This window comes from Chitinivibrionia bacterium, from assembly GCA_009779925.1.
Taxonomy (GTDB): Bacteria; Fibrobacterota; Chitinivibrionia; order Chitinivibrionales; family Chitinivibrionaceae; genus WRFX01.
Genome location: WRAZ01000001.1, coordinates 1 through 18,343, shown reverse-complemented (window position 1 = coordinate 18,343; position 18,343 = coordinate 1). Strand labels below are relative to the sequence as shown.

Genomic DNA, 18,343 nt, shown 5'->3' with positions numbered 1-18,343 from the left:
TAAAAAACAGAGCGGATATTCTTTTTTAGAATAATTCCGCTCTGTTTTCAAAAAAACTGTTTTTTACCCGTCTCTTCTTGCCAGCATTCTTCGTAAGTCTTCGTTCCAGCGGATGTAGCGGCGGTTGTTCGGGTCTATTGCCAATGCTTGTTCCAAGCGGACTAATGCCAATTCGTATAAGCCTTGCTCCATCAATAGTTCGTGGCGGAAAGCGCGCGAACGCTCGTCCCACGGGAATAGGGCGACGCATCTGTCCATAGAGTTTATCGCTTCGTCTATGAGAGATTGTCTTTGCTCTCTTAATTGCTCGATTTGTTTGCTTAGTTCCGCTGTTTTCTCAACATCTGTTATTTCCGCTTTTTGGTTTTCCAAAACGGCAATTTCTGCATTTTGGTCGTTTGCTCTTACTCTTAAAGCGTGTGCGAACTGAATGAACGTTATCGAGTAGTTAAACATTGTTCTGCGCGCCGTTTGGCTTAACGGGGTCGAATTATCGCCAAGGTTTTTGAACTGATAGACTTCGTTCAACAGAAATCTTGTGCGCTCAAAATTTATGGCGGTTTCTTCATTCACAGGTTCGGGCATTACTCTGTTTACCATTCCTTGGAACTGCAAAAACGGTCCGAAGCCCACAAAGTTGTCGGGACCTACCGTTGACGAGAAGTAAATCGGACGTTCCCAATTATTCGCGTCTATAATGTTTACAACCATCAAATCCTGAACCCGCAATATGGGAAGTTCGCGCGCCGACGGAAACATTATCTCAATTCCAGCCTGCGGAAGCCTGTATCTTGTAGGATTTGGGAATGGGTTTCTCGAATGCGTTATCTCGCCCGATTGAATTTGCTCAAGCGTGAAACTCATCGGGATTTTCGGCTCGAGGCGCACAAGTTGGCTTATATACCAAGGCGTGTTCACTAAACTCAAATTCACAATTCTTACGTCTCGCCTTATGCCCTCTGCTTCCTGCAAAAACCACAGCGGGAAGGTGTCGTTGTCGCCCGCGGTAAAGAGTATGCCGTTTTTGGACACGCTCATTAGCAAATTAAAGGCGTAATTATACGGTATCCAGTCGTTTGAGCGATTGTTTGCGTTAAAATTCTGCGACATCGGAATTGCGGGCGAAGCGATAAACAATACTGCCAAAATCGGCGTAAGTCTTCTGCGAACTCCCACTCTTTTGGACGTAAAGCCTTTGTGCAAAAGCGCGCCCGCCGCAAATCCTATCCAAAGCCCGAAAAACATAAAGCCGGGGGTGAAGAAGTAGTCGCGCACGCGTACCTCTCTGTGAACGGTGGGCATTGCGCCTTGTCGTCCGCCTTGTACCCAACGCTCGTAATCGAACCTTTCTGCGCGGGTTCCGTCGGCGAAGTTCATATAAAAAACAACCGCTATTGTTGTAATAAGGAAGAGCGTTGCAAAGAAAATCGCCTTTTCTTTGTCTCTGGAATACCAATATTTCCAACCCCAAAGCATAAAGAATGTGGGAATTAGGTAAATAAGCAGTATCCAACCCCTCTTAAACGGATTGCTTTCGCCCAAAATTGTGTTGTATTGGTCGGCGGTGCGGTCACTGTCAATGCTTTCGCCGAAATGGAAAAACTGCGTAATGTGGAAGCCGCCGTAGCCCATGTGTTCGTCAATTCCGAATTGCGTACTCCACGCGCCGCGCCTGTGGAACATTCGGGTTATCATAGACTCGGTGCCGTATTGTCTTCTTTCTAAAAAGCCGCGGAATGCGTCCCACTCAACGCGACCGTTTTCCCACTCTACAACAGGGTGGTTTTTGTCTATCATCGGCTCCAAAAACGAACGTATCGGGATAAATGCGTGCACCGAAAATCCAATAAGCGAAACAAGAACGACCAAGAAAGCAAACATCCATTTCGGTTGCGATTGTTTGTCGTTGCTTGCGCCGTTTATTATCGAAATAACAATAATCGCAAGAGCAATAAGCCCGATTGTCTGAATATCGTCGCATCTTTGACACATTACGTGAGCAAATTCACCGCAACCGCGCGCGTGGTCGGCAACTACAAGCAATCTGTAAAGCGCCCAAAGCGTGATACCGCCCGCGAATGGCGCAATGATTTTCGCCTCTTTGTTAGGCGCAAACGAGTATATCGCCGTCATAACCAAAAGCACGGGAGTTACAAAGAAAAACATAGCCATACTGTACATTACCGAGCCCAACAAAAGCGCCACGCTCCAAAGCCGCCAGTCTGTGCGTTTTGTTTTATCGATAAGCAAAATATACAAGAAAATCGGCATCAGCGCAAACATCGCCATCATGTGGAGACCTATGCCCAAAAACGCCAGATAAGCGAACAAAAGCAACCATCTGTCGCGGTTCGGCTCTTTGGATTTCGCCCAAATAAGCACAACATAAACGTTAAGAACAATGGTTAATATGGCGGGAATATAAACAGACGTTTCCACCGCGGAAAACCAAAAAGTGTAGTTGAAAACTCCGAAAAGCGCGCCAACAAATCCCGCAATATTCACGGTTGCGACTTTCCAATATTCGTCAAGCGCTCCAACCCAGTCTTTCATTGAAAAAACTACTATTTTGTGCAGGAAAAACGCCGTTGCCGCCGCCGTTATGACAGAAAGCAAGTTAGTTCTAAACGCAACCTGCTCCGTCCAGAAAAACAATATGGTAAAAAGGCGACCGACCAGCACATAAAGCGGGTTGCCCGGCGGGTGCGGAATACCTAAAATATAACTTGTCGCAATATATTCCCCGCAATCCCAAAACGACACCGTGGGCGCCATTGTAAGGAAAAACGTGATAAACGCGATGAAAAAAACCAATGCTCCGACAATTCTTTCGATTAGTGTTGCGTTCTTTACCATAAAAATTTACTCCTGTTTTTATTTTCTTTTTTGAGTTTCTATTTTTTGCTTTTTCTTTTGCTTCTTAGTTTTTCACTTCTCTTTTTCGGTTTTTACCTTGTCCAAAATCGCGTTTACAAACTTTGCGGAATCGTCCGTGCCGAATATTTTTGCGATTTCGATTGCTTCATTTATCACGACTTTCGGCGGAACGTCGAATTTTTCATCCAATTCCGCAATGGCAATCCTCAGCAAATTTCTGTCTATCGTGCTAATTCTGTCAAACGACCAATTTGTCGAGAGTTTTGTGAGCGTTTCGTCTGCGTCTTTACGGTTTTCGGCGGCGTTTTCTACCAATGCAAGCGCGTAGCATTTAACGTCTTCGCTTAAATCCGACGGACTGTCGGCGTCGGCGATTTTCCACGCTTTATCTATTGTGCTGTTAGGGTCGGGAATGATTAAATCATTTATTTCAACGTCTTCGTCAATCTCCGAAAAATTGGCTATTTTGTTGAAAATATCGTCTATTTCACCTTCAAACTTCTGTTGTTCAAAAGAGAAAAATACTTGCAACGCTAAAATTCGCGCCTGCCGTTTTTCGTCTTTGTTCATAATTATAATTTCCCTGCCAAGTCTGCCATTTCGATTGCCGTCATTGCCGCGTCAAAGCCTTTATTGCCCGACTTTGTTCCCGCGCGCTCAATAGCCTGCTCAATGCTGTCGGTCGTAAGAACGCCGAAAATCACGGGAACGCCGCTGTCTAAAGAAACCGAAGCAACACCCTTAGAAATTTCCGCGCAAACCAAATCGTAATGCGAAGTGCTTCCGCGAATTATCGCCGAAAGCGCAATTACAGCGTCGTATTTTGAGGACTCCGCCAATTTCTTTGCGACAAGCGGAATTTCAAACGCACCCGGCGCCCAAACAACAGTAATATCGTCCGATTTCACTCCGTGGCGAACTAAGCCGTCAGTCGCTCCGTCCAAAAGTTTTCGCGTGATTAACTCGTTAAATCTGCTGACCGTTATAGCAAATTTCTTCCCTTTTCCGTCCAACATCCCTTCAATTATTTTAGGCATAACTTCTCCCTTTTTATCAAAATTTGGAGTAAATATAATAAATATCCAAAGAGAGGGGCGGTAATATCTTAAACTATAAAGAAAAAATTGAGATTTAGGGGTGTTTTTAAGAAATTAAATTTCCAATCACAATCTTATTTCTCGGATGTTTCGTCGCCAAAAATTTCTTTTGCTTTTAGTAAAGATAAAGAAATTATATTGATAATTATTTGTTTTTTCTTGTTTTCAACCGTCGCTTTTAACTTTTGGCAAAACGTATTTTTAAGCCGAAAAGCAAGGAAATTGTAATTACGAACGCATGCGTTCGCAATCACGAAATAAGAGAGTAATATGAGTAAATTAGAGAAAAATAAATCCGTTTTCTTGTCAGATATGCGGAATATTATACAAGAAGCGCGCAATAGTGCTGTTCGCGGCGTGGAATATACACGACTTATAATGTATTGGCATTTAGGCGAGCGTTTTTTTATTGAGGAGCAGTGCCAAAAAGACCGTGCGGACTATGGCGCACATCTTACAAAAAACGTTGCCGCAGATCTCGAAGAAGAATTTGGTAGCGGCTTTTCTGTTCGCCAATTGGAACTTTGCAGGCAGTTTTATCGCATGTATCCGATTATTGACAATGTGCGCCCGCAATTGAATTGGGCTCAATATCGACTGTTGATACGCATTGACGACGAATATAAGCGCGAATATTACGAACTTGAGGCGTCAAATAATGCTTGGACAGGGCGTGAAATGGAGCGTCAGATAAATTCGCTTTTATATGAACGCTTGCTGATGAGTAGCGACAAAGAAGCGGTGCTCGCTATTGCCCGCAAGGAGCGTATTCCTGAAAAACCGTCCGAAATCATAAAAGACCCGATGTGTTTGGAATTTCTCGGCTTGAAACATGAAACCAAATATTACGAAGAAGACATTGAGGTAGCGCTTATAACACATTTACAAGATTTTTTGCTTGAACTCGGCAACGGCTTTGCTTTTGTGGCTCGCCAAAAACGCATTTTACTTGAAGATGACGAGTTTTTCGCGGATTTGGTTTTTTACAACCGCTTACTTCGCTGTTTCGTAATCATAGAGATAAAAACCCATAAACTCACTCACGCAGATTTGGGACAATTGCAGATGTACGTCAATTATTATGATCGCTTTGAGAAACTTCCCGACGAAAGTCCCACCGTTGGAATATTGCTTTGCACGGCAAAGAATGAATTGTTGGCAAAAGTTACTCTTCCCGAAAACAATACGCAAATTTTGACGAGTAAATATCAACTTTACATCCCCACGGAAAATAAATTGGTTGAAGAAATTGAAAAACTGTTGAATGATACAAAGAAATAGATTGAAACCGAAAATTAAATTCTCGCGACAGTGTTGCGAGAATTTAGAATAGTTTTCCGGCTCTTTTCCATATTGCTTTCACTCTTTTTTATATTCCGAAAGCGCCCTTATAACATCTTTTTTTTCGATTTGCACCTCCTGCTCCCTCGACCTTTTTGATGCTTAAAATGGTTAATAAATTTGCCTGCGAATCGGTTTCCCATAGTGAAACTCCTTTTTTTGTTTTGATGATTATACTTGACTTTTAAAAGGGGTTTTATTCCGATTTTTTGAAAGTGCGAGGGGTTTTGAGGGGGGAAAAAGCTAATTAAAATTGGCTGACTTTGTTAAACAAACAAAGGATAACCTTATATTATCATCCTTCGGTCATAATCTTATTTCTTGGATGTTTTGTTGCTAAAACTTTCTTTTGCTTGAATGGTCGAAACGATTGTATAAGATAAGTTACCAAACAGGATTTTTTAGGAATTTTAAACAAGCGCAATATTTTAAGTTGTTCATTTTCAATGTCAAACAAAAGAAGCTCTATTGTTTTTGTTATATTGCCATATTCTTCTTCGACTGGCTTGTTGCCATTGAAACCCGGATATGAGGCAATACGCGCTATATTTGTTAATTTTACAAGATATTCTCTCAATTTTTTAATATTCGTTGAGATAGAAATTGATAACGGAATCTGATTGTCAGTATCCATAAAAAAGTTAATGAACTTTTCAACAAAATCGTCAAATTCATTTATTTCATCTTCACTAGGTATAATGATATTATCACGATTTTGTTCCAAGCAATCATTGCTATATTTTTTCAATAACGGAGTATAATTACAGCTACCAAGTTTTTTTTTTAAAGAGAGCAAGTACATAACGAGCCGTGAATAAAAATTAAATATCGAGTCATTACGCTTTTCTTTTAACTTTGAGACATAATTATTTGCCATTTTTAACCCAACCGCAAGTATTATTACTGATATAACAGTAGCAATATCTGATAGTAATTCTGTAAAAGTTTTTACCAAAACAATATCTATACATCCCATATTTTATACCTATTACCCATCGCTTTATTTTCTTCCGTTAATCTCTATCGCAGGATTATTGATATTTTTGTCTGCTTTCTCAAGTTGGTCAAAATAAATCCTAATAGTATCCTTATACATACTGTAGTATTCTTTGCCAAAATATCGATGATCTTGACCTTCAGATGACGATTTCAAATTATTAATTTCTTCGAATCGTTTTACATATTCGTGAATATTTTGAAGAACATGTTTTATTAAATCATCGTATCGATTATTTTCATTTTCATTAATTAAAAATAATCTATAACTATTCAGGTAACCTATTTGCTTGTTTATTGTAGCGGCAATATGCGTTTGCTCTTTTCCGTTGATTTTAGGAACAACATACCTTATTGTATCATCATTGCTAAATTGAGCCTCATAATAATAAACATCTTTACCACCTGCTGAAATTCGAAGTCGATTTTGATCTGCAAGGAGAATATTATTAATACATTTTAAAACATATTTTTTTACCTCTTTTAGCGTTTTTATTGCATTATCCTTATTTGCTGCAAAAAGAGGTAAACTTTCAGGACAATATCGACAAGAATAATATTCAAAATCAGAACAAAATCTAACAAATGCACGCCCAGCATCTGTTATCTTTATCTTAAAATTACCTTCAGATGTATTATTGGTATCTAAAATAATAAGTTGACACCAACGAGTACTTTCAATTTGAGAATCATTTAACACATTAATGATATTCCCAATATCAGCTTTTATATCTGCAGGAACTTGCATTTGGGGTAAAACAGGAGATCTAAAAACATTATCAAGTATTTCTTTAAATTCTACATAAATTTCATGTTCCAGATCAACAGGATATTTATTAGAAAGATAAGTTAGTATTTTTCGCGCATAACCAAATCCCAAGCAAGTATCGTCAGAATGAACAGATTGAATTCTTTGAAAATATCCGATATTGTTTTTATTGTCTTTTTGTTGTATAAAATCATATAACAAACGAAGTATAATTTGTCTCGCACCATGTTTAATAGCGCCTTTAGTTTCTGTATGCGCAATATGCTTCGCTTTTTCCATTAAATTGCGATAGGTAATAGCTACATTCCGATACATGCTTATAGTTTTATATAAATATTTTAAAATTCGTCGCTTGTTATTATTGAACATAGCCCAAATTTGACATTTTAATGTTTTATCGCTTAGAATTACATCAATAATTTCAAGCAAGAGTTTGTTCTCAAGTATAATATCACAGCTTTTGCTTTCGAAAAATTCACACTTTTTCGAAATAATTTCATTGATATCATAAAAATTTGATACATCAATGCATGATTCGGGAAAATCTTCATTGTGACGAACAGAACTTGATATAATTTGATAGCTAGCATCTCTAACAGCAAATATTGTTTTGAAAGAACTTGAATATGATAGTTCTTCATCGTCAATTGCCTCAAAAAGATCGTCTATCGTTTCGCAGGAGTTTTTAATTGTTTCAACTACATTTGTTATATCACAATCCAAAATATCCACGGATTCATGCATAGTTATTAGCATATAGTATTCAATATTGTCGAAAAGAGCAAAATGTTTTATATCTTTTCCATTTTTGCATACATAATAAACGTATATTAGTTTCAATAAATTCCTTACCGAAGTCCTACCATTATCATCTTCATCAAAAGAGATAAGCTTAGTAACAGCATTATACATATTGTGGCGAAATGTTGCAAGAGCAGTATCTGAGTCGGAAGTTACATATTTTGAAATTATTGAAAAAATATTTATGATGTCTTGGTCAGGCAATTCTGAAAATAAATCTTCAAAATTATGATATAAGTGCTTTAATATATTTTTATACTCTATTTCACTTATCTTGTTTTTCTTGGTTTTATTAAAATGTATGTCGTCTGCAAAATGCTTTAAGAGAATAGAGCAAACTTTAAAAAGCATAAATTTAAATTTTTTATTAACCCAATTAGTGCCAAACAGATATACTTCCTCCCTACTTTCTTGAAAATTAAAAACAATCCTCTGGTACTTGTTAGGAGCATTTCGATTGAGTTCAAATAAAAGTGATTGTATGAATGTTGTTTTTCCTGAACCGGAATATCCACGTATAAACAATGGTGTTGAATTATTGGATTTCAACTTGGATTTGAATAGCTCAATATCACTTGTTTCTTTTTCGAAACATTCAATTTGTTTATCCGTAAAATGTTCTTTTAGTAATTCTTTCTTTGTATCATCATCAATCGCAATATTATTATGTGGCTTAGCAAGAAGATGGTCAGAGAAGATTTCTTCTGTCAAATCAAAAATACCATGATCAATATTTTTCATATCTCTACCAAAACGTTTCTCATAAGGAGTACACAGTAAAAGATCTTCTAGTGTAATTTTATCCTTGATTTTCATTTAGGTTCATCTCCCATATCCTGTTTTACGCTAACCTTATATATCAATATACTATCCGCCATCCACCCAAAACAAGAAAATCACCGAAATTTATCACTTTTCAAGTTTTTCTCGCAGTTTAACGGAGGAATAACGTATTTTTGTCTCATTAAACAGATACGCTAAGCGAGAGCAAATATCGTATTTTGTATGGAGGTTGTTTTGAGAAGATTAAGAAAATCTAAAATGTGCAATATGCAAAATAATAAAAATCGTTATGATCCGATTGGTGCCGTACGCTATCATTTCACACAATTCAACGTATGGACGGCATTTTTCATAGTTATAAATGGCGGTTTGTTGGTTGCTTATGGAGAATTGGCAAAACTTAATTCTGCTTTTTGTTGTTCTGATTTTTCTACAAAAAAATTGTTGATACCATTATTAGGTTATATTGTTGCTTTTTTGTGTTTTTGTCTCTGTGTATGTTATAAACGATGTATCAAAAAATTATCTACACTAATAGAGAAAGACTTTAAAATAAATAACCCTCGATATATAGAGTTTTGTAGCCCATTAGGACAGACAAAAATATTAACAACAATAATAGTCATGTTGTTAGCTTTTGCTTTAACTTGTGCTTGGGGAACACTATTTGTTTTGAATCTTTTCGAAAAAATGGAGAATTTGTATTTACTCTGCAAAGCTATTGCGGGAGCATTCGTAACGGCTTTTTTACTTTTTCTTGCAGATAAATATTTACAATACTATTTTAACAAGATAGCTAACCCTGAATTAAAACAGAGTGCCTAGCTACTTAAACTTACTCAACTCAGGAGGTAGATATGGAAAACTTTAAAGATTATACTATCATTGCTGGCAATATAGTTATTTGTTTTACCGGTATTGTTGCTACATGGAAGTTGTGGGTAATGAGAAAGAGCTTTCTCGCTGACCACGAACGAAGAAAAAAACAAGCCACTGTAGAATTTTTTCACAACATCGACAATGAATGTGATTTGCTACTAAATAAAATAGACGAAAAGTTTCCAGATGGTAGAATAATTAATGTTTGCGATGTTGAAAATGATACTACTATGCTAACCACTATAATTGACTATTTAACTCGTATGGAAAGATTAGCCGTTGGTGTCAACACGGGTATTTATGATATTGCTGTCTTTGACAGGATGGCTGGAGAGTTTACAATAAAATGGTTTGATAGAGTTTATCAAATTATAATCTATCGTAGGAAGTTTCGTAATGCTTCTCATGCATATATGGATTTCGAAGATTTGGTTTTTAAATTAAGGGAAGTCCGAAAGAAAAGATTCCCAAGGCACGACAAGGATTTCGCAAAAATGAAATACTATGTCTGAATGATTTTTTAATCAAGGAGAACTTTTTTTATGGGCAAAAAAAATTTACCTAAAATTAATTTTCGCAAAATACGGATAATTATGCTTTGCATTCTCTATTTATCAATAAATAAGAATTTTTTTTTCAAGAAACTATCAAAGATTACGTTTGTCTTAAAAAAAAGAAGAAACACTTTTTACAAAAAACTTGCACGGTTTGTACAGAAATACCTGTTGTAGCGTTGGGGCATGACTTGGACGACGGCGCAACAACAACCGAGCCAACTTGCACACAAGACGGTGTGAAAACTTTCACTTGCAAACGAAATAATATCCACACTCGCACCGAAGCAATCCCTGCGACAAGACACACTTGGCAACCGACAACAACTCCCGCAACCTGCACAACCACAGGCGAAGAAGCCGACGTCTGCTCAATTTGCGGCGAAACAAGAGGAACTCAAACAATTGGCGCGCAACCTTGCAATGAGCAGACTTGCCCGATTTGCAATTCCGTATCTATTCGTGATAGACAGCAAGAAAATCGAAACTACGGAATTTTTGTTTCCGAAAACCCTGTAACGGGTAGTTTCGCCGAAATTTCTGTTCGCACCCCCGAACAGGCATCGGCAACTGTCCGAATTCTCGACAATCTCGGCAATGTTGTTTGGATGGCAAGCGATGTACAAACAAATAATCATTTACCATTGCAGTGGGATTTACGGAATTCGGCAGGCAGAGAAATTGCAAGCGGTACTTATTTGATTGTTGTTGAGGCGACAAGTATAAGCGGAAGAAGGTTTACGTATTCGACAAAGGTTGGAGTGAGTAGGTAATATAATTTACGATTGTTTTTCAAAAAGGCAAATCTTTTTGGGTTTGCCTTTTTGTTTTGTGGCATTTAGTATATTTTCGACGAAACAGAAGTTCGACTTCTAATCTGTCATAGCAGGTGGTAAGCGTATAATAGTTTAACAACAAAGCTTGCGGTTGGCAGAATTAAATTCCAAATAAATCCGACAATTTGCTTTCTCCAAACGTATCTACAACTACTTGCTGAACATCGTAAGGACTGATTGTTTTTTCTAAAACCATTTTTTACCTCCCAATATTTTATAAAGAAAATACCATTTGCCAAAATGAAAAATCAACTAATTTTCAAAACTTTTGCCACACCAACGCAAGTATAAATTATTTTACCGGTGCTAAAAACAGTGAATAGTGGAGATATTGCCTCTGCTATTCAATAGTATTTTCAACTAACTCACAAACAAAACCAAAGGGACATAATGGACAGGAATAAAACAGCCTACTCCCCAAAAAGAAACGCTAAAGAAAAACTTTTAACGATACTTGGAAAAAGCATAAAAAGCAAAGACGGAACAGAAGCGCGAATATCAAGCAATTCTATCGGAAAAATGCTTCACGGTTTAGACAACACACTGAGAAACGGATACACCGCCGAACAACATTATGCGGCAGTTTTGATTATTGAAGAATTATTTTCCAAAGCGCTTACTTTATTGACGCATAAAAGCAACAAGCGCGGCGATAATTCCAATATTATTAGGTTAGCCGCACCATTTTAATGGCAATGATGAAACTGTCGTGTATATAACGGTAAGAGAAGAGATAGACCCTAATCAAGCAGGAAAAAGAATATATTCAATTGAGTTAACGGAAAGAAGTAGATTAGGGAGACACTTGGAAGCAGTTGAGTATAACCCCGCCGAATTCCCATCCCCCACTATCTACAAAGATAATATAAATAATATCACCAATAAAAGTCAATAGCAAATCGCAAAAACGGCAAAATTGTTTGCTTTTATTCGATTATTTGCAATAAAAAGATTTGCTAAAAAAATTCACACGCCCTACTTTCTCTCGTCCTTTTTGGGCTTTTTAATATCTCTTCCCATAACTTCGTATTTCCCCGAATACTCATTTTTCTGCAAATAAAAATAATATTCTTCGTCCAATTCGGGAACGCAGGAGTTTTTGTAGCCTTTATCACGGGCGAGTTCTAAAAACTCTTCGGCGGCGCCTTTTTCTCCGTGGACTAAAAACAACTTTTTAATATCGTGAGGCGACGAAAACGAGAGGTATTCTTCTAAACCCGCTTTGTCGGCGTGGGCGGAAAACGAGTCCAAAATCTGCGTTTTGCATTTTACTTTGTATGGCTCGCCGTAAATTTTTATGTCTTTTACGCCGTCCATAATGTAGCGGGCGAGCGTGTATTGCGCCGCGTATCCGACAAACAAAAGCGTTGTTCTCGGGTCTTCCACGTGATTTGCGAGGTGATGCAAAATTCTGCCACCCTCCATCATTCCCGCCGACGAAATTATTATGCGCGGCTCTACTTTTACGGTTTTGCTACTGAGATTTTTCGACTCCTCGGCACTTTTAACGTAATGCAAACCGTCGAATTCAAAGGGGTCAACGCCGTGGTCAATAAATACGCGGTGCGATTCGCGGTCTAAAATATCCAAGTTGGCGCGGAAAACGTTTGTTGCATTCAATCCAAGCGGCGAATCCACAAAAATCGGGATGTCGCGCAAAAGTCCGCGGTCGCGAAGTTTATGCAAAATATAAACCAAAAGTTGCATTCGACCGACCGAAAACGCAGGGATTAAAATAGTTCCGCTTTGCTTTGCTATGGCGTCGGTTATTGCGTTTGCAAGTCTGTCTTGCGCCCCGCTGAATTCCGAAGAGTGATTGCGATTTCCGTAGGTTGTTTCGAGCACCAAAAAGTCCAGTTCGCGTAAAAAATCGGGGTCGTTTATGAGCGGAATGTTGGGACGACCGACATCGCCCGAAAAGCCGAAGCGCACGGGTTTTTCGCCTTCGCCCAAGTAAAAAATTACGCCTGCGCTTCCCAGAATATGCCCTGCGTCGCGAAATTTTATTTTTATGTTGTCAAAAAGGGTTATGGTTTCTTCGTATTTGTGAGGGACAAAAAGTTTCATTGTTTCATCGACGTCTTCGTTTGTGTAGAGCGGGGCAAAAAGCGCCTGCTTGTTTTTTTCGCGGATTTTATTGACGATTTTAAGGTCGGCGCTCTGCAAATATGCCGAGTCTGCAAGCAGGTGTTTGCAAAGCTGAACAGTGGGCGCCGTCGCGTGTATTTCGCCGCGAAACCCTTGATTTACGAGCGTGGGCAAGTTTCCGCTGTGGTCAATGTGGGCGTGAGTGATAACGACTACGTCAATGTCGGCAGGTTTTATGCCGTCGGGAAATCTGAAATTTTTGTTTAATTCGTACGATTCTTTTCGTTTTCCCTGCACAAGTCCGCATTCCACGAGTATTTTTTTATCTTCGACCTGCAACAAAAACTGCGAGCCCGTAACCGTTTTTGCCGCGCCGTGAAAACTGATTTTTACATTCATAATTCCCTCCGAGTTGTTGAAAATCGCGTATATTCAAAAGAAAATATACAATAAGCGCGCTCGCAAATGCCAATTTTTTTGCTGTTTGAAGCGAATTTGGTGAAAATAACCGAATTTTTTTGAAATTTCTCAAAATGTACTTGACAATATATATTACAAGATGTATTATTTAGCGAAAACTTTTATTTTTATTGAACATTTATGGAGAAATTTATGGAAAATATATCGAAAGAAGCCTTGAAATCTGCTAACGAGCGCATTGACTTGTTAAGGGGGTATCTTTGACATTGACGAACGTTTAAGCGAGACAGAAAAATTAGAAGAACAAACGAGCGGCGCAAATTTTTGGGATGACGCAAGCGCGGCGCAGAAAGTTTTGAAGCATATAAAAGCGTTGAAAGATATAACTGCTCCGTGGCAGGACGCAAAATCCGACTTCGACAACTTGCAAGAATTTTTTGATATGGCAATCAGCGAAAAAGACGACGAAATGCTTGCACAAATCAGCGTTAGTTTTGCCGACCTCGAAAAGAAAATTGACAAACTCGAATTTATGCGAAAACTTTCGGGCGAGGACGATAAGTGCGACGCCATACTCACCATTCACAGCGGCGCGGGCGGCACGGAGTCTTGCGATTGGGCGGATATGCTTTACAGAATGTACTCGCGTTGGATAGAGCGCAAAGGCTTCAAGTCGGAAGTTTTGGAATATAGCGAGGGCGACGAAGCGGGAATAAAAAGCGCAACAATAGAGGTAAAAGGCGAATATGTTTACGGACACATAAAAGCCGAAATCGGAGTGCATCGCCTTGTGCGAATATCTCCTTTTGATTCGAGCGCGCGCCGACATACTTCATTTGTCAGCGTTTATGCTTACCCGATTTTTGAAGATGTCGATGATTACGAACTTGACGAAAAAGACATAAAAACGGACACATACCGTGCAAGCGGCGCAGGAGGTCAGCACGTAAATAAAACGGACTCGGCAGTGCGGATGACCCACATTCCGACCAACATTGTGGTGCAGTGCCAAAACGAGCGCTCGCAAATAAAAAACAGAGAAGCGTGTATGAAAATGTTGAAAGCTCGCGTTCGACAATACTACAAAGAAGAAGAAGAAAGAAAGCGCGCCGACAAACTTGAAGACAAGAAAAAAATTGAGTGGGGAAGCCAAATCCGCAGTTATGTTTTGCACCCGTATAATATGGTGAAAGACCACAGGACAGATTACGAAACCTCAAACACATCGGCAGTGCTTGACGGCGACATTGACGGTTTTATAGAAAAATATTTGTTGGAATTTTCATAAAAGAAAGTTCCTGAAGGGCAACAAAAAAAGGGGTTGTTAAAATGTGGGCAAAAGAAAATGAAGAAAAATACGAAATCTTCGAACTTCGCAAACAAATAGCGACAAATTCGCAGATAAGTGAGTTTATTTCAGATATATACAATGCAAAAGAATTTGCTTACGTATTCAAATCTTTGATAACGCGCCTTTCTCGGATGGCTTTTTCCAATAAATTTTTGTTTTTGGATTTAGACTGTGAAACCGCCGAATTAAAAGCAAATTTTTCGTACGGATTTAAGCAAGAAGAGCGTCCGTATTTTACTTTTAATATATTTGAAATACACGACAACGAAATTATCTCAACTATTTTTGAAAGAGAAGTCAAAATTGTATCGAACGGATTTGAGTCAGCCAACGAGTTATCGCTTCGTTTGGATATGGATAATTACGTGATGATACCTCTTGTTTATCAAGCCGACAACGATGTTAATATTGACTCCGACGAAAATGACGCTGACGAAAATGATACAGACGATGAAGCAGAAACGGAAGAATTCTGCGACGAAAAGAAAATTCTCAAAGACCCTTATTTCCCCGTTTCGGGAATTTTTGTTTTCGGCTACGATAATTTGAGTGATTTTGACATAAACGAAAATATCCCGACCACCGAACAGCTTATACATATTGCGGGAATTACGATGAACAATATTCTGGTGTCGAACAAACTGCGTCAGGTAAACGAGAAATACAAAGCCGAACTTTTGCGGGCGCGAGCAGTCCAGAAAAAACTTCTTCCGGAAAATCTTCCGAGCGATTACTTTTTGCAGGCTTTCGCATTTTACAAACCCGTTGACGAAATAGGCGGCGACTACTACGATTTATTTTTGTTGGATAAGGGAATTTATGCGATATTTATAGCCGATGTTGCCGGACACGGAGCAAGCGCGGCGCTTATTATGGCGGCGACAAAAACTGCGCTGAAAGCCATTGCTTCAGTAAATCTGGAACCTGCGCAAACTCTTAAAAAAATGAACGACACATTGGTAAACAGCGTAAATGCAGGGAGACACTTGACGGCGTTTTATGCAATTATTGATACAAATCAGAGCAAAATCACATACGCCAACGCAGGACATTGCCCAACTTTGGTTTTTAACAAAATCAGCGGAGAATATCAAATGTTTCAAAGTGGCGGATTTTATATAGGAACATTTTTGGAACTTGACCCTCAAAATTACGAATATAATTACCAAAAAGATGAAAACCGACTTATCTTATACACCGACGGAATAACCGACTGTCAAAACAGAGACGGAGCGATGTACGGACTTGTTCGCTTACAATCCGCCGTTGTTAAAACATTAGACAAATCGCCTGAAAGTGCAAGCAAATCAATTGCAAAAGAACTGAAATATTTCAAAGGTTGCACTGAAACAAAAGACGACCAAACTCTACTCATAGTGGATTTCTGACGATGTTTTTTGCTTTCGGCGCACAAACAAGGCAAATTGTTTCGACGTTTATTTTGGTTTTTTTATTAAGTGTTTGCGCTTTCGCAAAAACGCTTACCGTAGCGACATACAACGTCCATAATCTCTTCGACTTAAACCACGACGGAACGGAATACGATATTTTTGTTCCGGGTGTTTGGAATTTGACGTCTTACAGAATAAAACTGCAAAATATATCGTATGTAATCTCGCGCTTAAACGCCGACATAATAGCCCTGCAAGAAGTAGAAAGCCAACAAGCCCTCGACGATTTAAGCGCTACCTTGCGAAGAATGGGCTTTCGATATTACGGCGCGTTTGCGAAAAATCCTCGACAAGCAATAGGTTTAGCGATTTTGTCGCGCTACCCGATAGCCGATGTTTTGCAATATCCCGTCCCGAATTCCCGCCCGATTTTACGCGCCGACATAGCGATTGACGACGACACATTGAGCGTCTTCAGCGTGCATTTTCCCTCAAAAAGGTCTCCCGAAAGCCGCCGAATACAAGCGGCAAACGTTTTGAGAAGAGCGATAGATACACTCGTCGTAAATCAGAATTTTGAATATATTATTATGGGCGATTTCAACAGCGATTTTGACGAATTTGCCCGCGCGCTTTCGCAAGAAACAGACAATACAAGCGGTCGCACAGGCATAAATCACGTTCTGCGAACAGTGCGAAGTAAAGTAGGAGAAAAACCCGAATTCAGCATTCCTCCTCTAAACGACGGCGAGCATTTTAACCCTTGGACGGAAGTTTCCGCCGCAAACCGTTGGTCATACATTTTCAGAGGAAACAGAAACACGCTCGACCACATTTTATTTCCTGCAAATATGACCGACACAATCGGCTGGCGCTTTGTTCACGGCTCAAAAACGCATTTTACCGACCCCAAAATTATCAAAGACGGTAAACCATACGAATGGCAACATAACAGAAGCACAGGCGTTCATTACAACAGCGGATTTTCCGACCATTTGGCGGTCGTTGCGCAAATTACAAATCAAAATATTTCGCAAAATCCCGCCCCCCGCGATTTGGACGGCTTAAACGGTTGGATAACAAATCACGGACTTGCTCGCATAAATTTCGTACAAAACACAGAGCAGGGTTTCCCCGTTTTTGAATTAAGCACAAACGGCAATATTCCAAGCACGGCAACCGTGGCAAAACTAATCGCAGTAGCCGACAAAAATTACGCCCCGCTTCAAATGGCAATAAGAGGCGCAGGAACAATTTCGGTAAGAAGCCGCATAAAATCAGGCGAAGAACAAGTCCGCTGGAGCAACGCTTCCCCCGCAACAAAAGAGATAACAGGACAAGCAAGATACCACGAATTCCGCTCGCAAAACTGGACGAATTTCCCGCTTTTACCAAACGTCTCGGCAGGCGACACCGTAGAAATAGAAATCCGCGCCCAAGGCGGAAGCTCGCTGAATATTCAATTTTGCGTGGAAAATTTGAGCGGCTGGCATCGACATTCGAGGAGGGGGAGACGGTGAAAATCGCAAAATATACATTAAAGAGCAGGTTTTCTTGCTTTTTATGCTCTGCAAAGCATATTTTATGCTGTGTGCAAATCTAAAAAAAGGTGTAATTATGATTAAAACAGATTTTTTTGCGACAGGAATGCCGTCTGCGTTGAGCATATCGTTGCTCGAATTTGGAACAAATTTGCAAACTGCTCGCAAAAGGCGTAAATTGTCTTTGCAACAAGTCGCCGACAAACTTAATATTGGCGTACGCTCAATTGCGGATGCAGAAAAGGGCAAGCCCACAACGGCTGTTTCAACGTATTTTGGCTTGCTTTGGGTTTACGGAATGTTAGACGGCATAAAAGATGTTGCCAATCCGCTGAAAGATATTGAAGGTATGCGCTTAGACGCAGTGCGTAAAAAGAAACCTGTAAAATCGGAGTATGATAATGACTTCTAAAAATAATTCTTGTTTTGTGTATATCACGCTTCCAAACGAAACGAAACCCATCACAGCCGGAAAATTTATCATTGAAAACGAAGCAAAAGGGGCGGTCGGCAGGTTTTTTTACGGAAAAAACTACCTTGCCCGTCCTGACGCAGTTGCAATTGACCCTGTGGAGCTAAAACTTACCGACCAAATTTATGAAACAGAGGTAATGGGCGG

General features: G+C 39.4%; 17 protein-coding genes. 11 read left to right on the top strand and 6 right to left on the bottom strand.

All coding sequences use genetic code 11. The annotated features are described in order from the left end of the window. Positions 1-63 precede the first annotated feature (63 nt). The 3 genes from FWE23_00085 to ribE all read right to left on the bottom strand — a co-directional run bounded on the left by FWE23_00085 (position 64) and on the right by ribE (position 3,914). Complete coding sequence (locus FWE23_00085) at positions 64-2,856, bottom strand: DUF2723 domain-containing protein (GenBank protein ID MCL2843845.1); 2,793 nt, start codon at positions 2,854-2,856, stop codon at positions 64-66. A gap of 72 nt (positions 2,857-2,928) precedes the next feature. Further along, a complete protein-coding gene (gene nusB, locus FWE23_00080; protein ID MCL2843844.1) occupies positions 2,929-3,447 on the bottom strand; it encodes a transcription antitermination factor NusB in 519 nt (172 codons plus the stop codon). A 2-nt stretch (positions 3,448-3,449) separates the two neighbouring features. Then, positions 3,450-3,914 carry a 6,7-dimethyl-8-ribityllumazine synthase gene (ribE, locus tag FWE23_00075; GenBank protein ID MCL2843843.1) on the bottom strand — a complete coding sequence of 155 codons (465 nt, stop codon included), beginning with the start codon at positions 3,912-3,914 and terminating at the stop codon, positions 3,450-3,452. Positions 3,915-4,244: 330 nt separating this feature from the next. Here ribE and FWE23_00070 point away from each other — a divergent pair, with 330 nt between their 5' ends. Then, positions 4,245-5,255 carry a PDDEXK nuclease domain-containing protein gene (locus tag FWE23_00070; GenBank protein MCL2843842.1) on the top strand — a complete coding sequence of 337 codons (1,011 nt, stop codon included), beginning with the start codon at positions 4,245-4,247 and terminating at the stop codon, positions 5,253-5,255. A gap of 355 nt (positions 5,256-5,610) precedes the next feature. On the opposite strand, the gene FWE23_00065 is transcribed toward FWE23_00070, so the two are convergent. Together FWE23_00065 and FWE23_00060 are read right to left on the bottom strand one after the other, a co-directional pair. Next, complete coding sequence (locus tag FWE23_00065) at positions 5,611-6,291, bottom strand: hypothetical protein (GenBank protein MCL2843841.1); 681 nt, start codon at positions 6,289-6,291, stop codon at positions 5,611-5,613. Between the two features lie 24 nt (positions 6,292-6,315). Continuing rightward, complete coding sequence (locus FWE23_00060; protein ID MCL2843840.1) at positions 6,316-8,697, bottom strand: hypothetical protein; 2,382 nt, start codon at positions 8,695-8,697, stop codon at positions 6,316-6,318. A gap of 201 nt (positions 8,698-8,898) precedes the next feature. On the opposite strand from FWE23_00060, the gene FWE23_00055 reads away from it, so the two are divergent. From FWE23_00055 to FWE23_00035, 5 genes are all read left to right on the top strand, one after another. After that, positions 8,899-9,489, top strand: a complete 591-nt coding sequence (locus FWE23_00055; protein ID MCL2843839.1) for a hypothetical protein — start codon at positions 8,899-8,901, stop codon at positions 9,487-9,489. A 32-nt stretch (positions 9,490-9,521) separates the two neighbouring features. Continuing rightward, positions 9,522-10,055 carry a DUF4760 domain-containing protein gene (locus FWE23_00050; GenBank protein MCL2843838.1) on the top strand — a complete coding sequence of 178 codons (534 nt, stop codon included), beginning with the start codon at positions 9,522-9,524 and terminating at the stop codon, positions 10,053-10,055. 233 nt (positions 10,056-10,288) lie between these two features. Further along, a complete protein-coding gene (locus FWE23_00045; protein MCL2843837.1) occupies positions 10,289-10,870 on the top strand; it encodes a hypothetical protein in 582 nt (193 codons plus the stop codon). A 453-nt stretch (positions 10,871-11,323) separates the two neighbouring features. Next, positions 11,324-11,623, top strand: a complete 300-nt coding sequence (locus tag FWE23_00040; protein ID MCL2843836.1) for a hypothetical protein — start codon at positions 11,324-11,326, stop codon at positions 11,621-11,623. 19 nt (positions 11,624-11,642) lie between these two features. Then, positions 11,643-11,828, top strand: coding sequence for a hypothetical protein (locus tag FWE23_00035; protein ID MCL2843835.1), 186 nt, complete (start codon positions 11,643-11,645; stop codon positions 11,826-11,828). Positions 11,829-11,908: 80 nt separating this feature from the next. Here FWE23_00035 and FWE23_00030 read toward each other — a convergent pair whose 3' ends face one another. Continuing rightward, positions 11,909-13,420, bottom strand: a complete 1,512-nt coding sequence (locus tag FWE23_00030; protein MCL2843834.1) for an MBL fold metallo-hydrolase — start codon at positions 13,418-13,420, stop codon at positions 11,909-11,911. Between the two features lie 213 nt (positions 13,421-13,633). On the opposite strand from FWE23_00030, the gene prfB reads away from it, so the two are divergent. From prfB to FWE23_00005, 5 genes are all read left to right on the top strand, one after another. After that, a protein-coding gene (prfB, locus tag FWE23_00025; GenBank protein MCL2843833.1) for a peptide chain release factor 2 occupies positions 13,634-14,729 on the top strand; the annotation gives its coding sequence in 2 pieces (ribosomal slippage) (positions 13,634-13,690 and positions 13,692-14,729; 1,095 coding nt in all). Between the two features lie 41 nt (positions 14,730-14,770). After that, positions 14,771-16,180, top strand: coding sequence for a serine/threonine-protein phosphatase (locus FWE23_00020; GenBank protein ID MCL2843832.1), 1,410 nt, complete (start codon positions 14,771-14,773; stop codon positions 16,178-16,180). Between the two features lie 2 nt (positions 16,181-16,182). Next, entirely contained in the window at positions 16,183-17,703 is a 1,521-nt protein-coding gene (locus tag FWE23_00015; protein MCL2843831.1) for an endonuclease/exonuclease/phosphatase family protein, read from the top strand. 97 nt (positions 17,704-17,800) lie between these two features. Next, positions 17,801-18,136, top strand: coding sequence for a helix-turn-helix domain-containing protein (locus FWE23_00010; GenBank protein MCL2843830.1), 336 nt, complete (start codon positions 17,801-17,803; stop codon positions 18,134-18,136). Next, positions 18,126-18,343 (top strand): type II toxin-antitoxin system HipA family toxin (locus FWE23_00005; protein ID MCL2843829.1); only part of this gene is annotated, 218 nt, incomplete at its 3' end. The genes FWE23_00010 and FWE23_00005, both read left to right, overlap by 11 nt.

Coding starts and splice junctions, on each gene's coding strand:
- FWE23_00085 (MCL2843845.1), bottom strand. CDS start 2,856: ATGGTAAAGAACGCAACACTAATCGAAAGAATTGTCGGAGCATTGGTT.
- nusB (MCL2843844.1), bottom strand. CDS start 3,447: ATGAACAAAGACGAAAAACGGCAGGCGCGAATTTTAGCGTTGCAAGTA.
- ribE (MCL2843843.1), bottom strand. CDS start 3,914: ATGCCTAAAATAATTGAAGGGATGTTGGACGGAAAAGGGAAGAAATTT.
- FWE23_00070 (MCL2843842.1), top strand. CDS start 4,245: ATGAGTAAATTAGAGAAAAATAAATCCGTTTTCTTGTCAGATATGCGG.
- FWE23_00065 (MCL2843841.1), bottom strand. CDS start 6,291: ATGGGATGTATAGATATTGTTTTGGTAAAAACTTTTACAGAATTACTA.
- FWE23_00060 (MCL2843840.1), bottom strand. CDS start 8,697: ATGAAAATCAAGGATAAAATTACACTAGAAGATCTTTTACTGTGTACT.
- FWE23_00050 (MCL2843838.1), top strand. CDS start 9,522: ATGGAAAACTTTAAAGATTATACTATCATTGCTGGCAATATAGTTATT.
- FWE23_00040 (MCL2843836.1), top strand. CDS start 11,324: ATGGACAGGAATAAAACAGCCTACTCCCCAAAAAGAAACGCTAAAGAA.
- FWE23_00030 (MCL2843834.1), bottom strand. CDS start 13,420: ATGAATGTAAAAATCAGTTTTCACGGCGCGGCAAAAACGGTTACGGGC.
- FWE23_00020 (MCL2843832.1), top strand. CDS start 14,771: ATGTGGGCAAAAGAAAATGAAGAAAAATACGAAATCTTCGAACTTCGC.
- FWE23_00015 (MCL2843831.1), top strand. CDS start 16,183: ATGTTTTTTGCTTTCGGCGCACAAACAAGGCAAATTGTTTCGACGTTT.
- FWE23_00010 (MCL2843830.1), top strand. CDS start 17,801: ATGATTAAAACAGATTTTTTTGCGACAGGAATGCCGTCTGCGTTGAGC.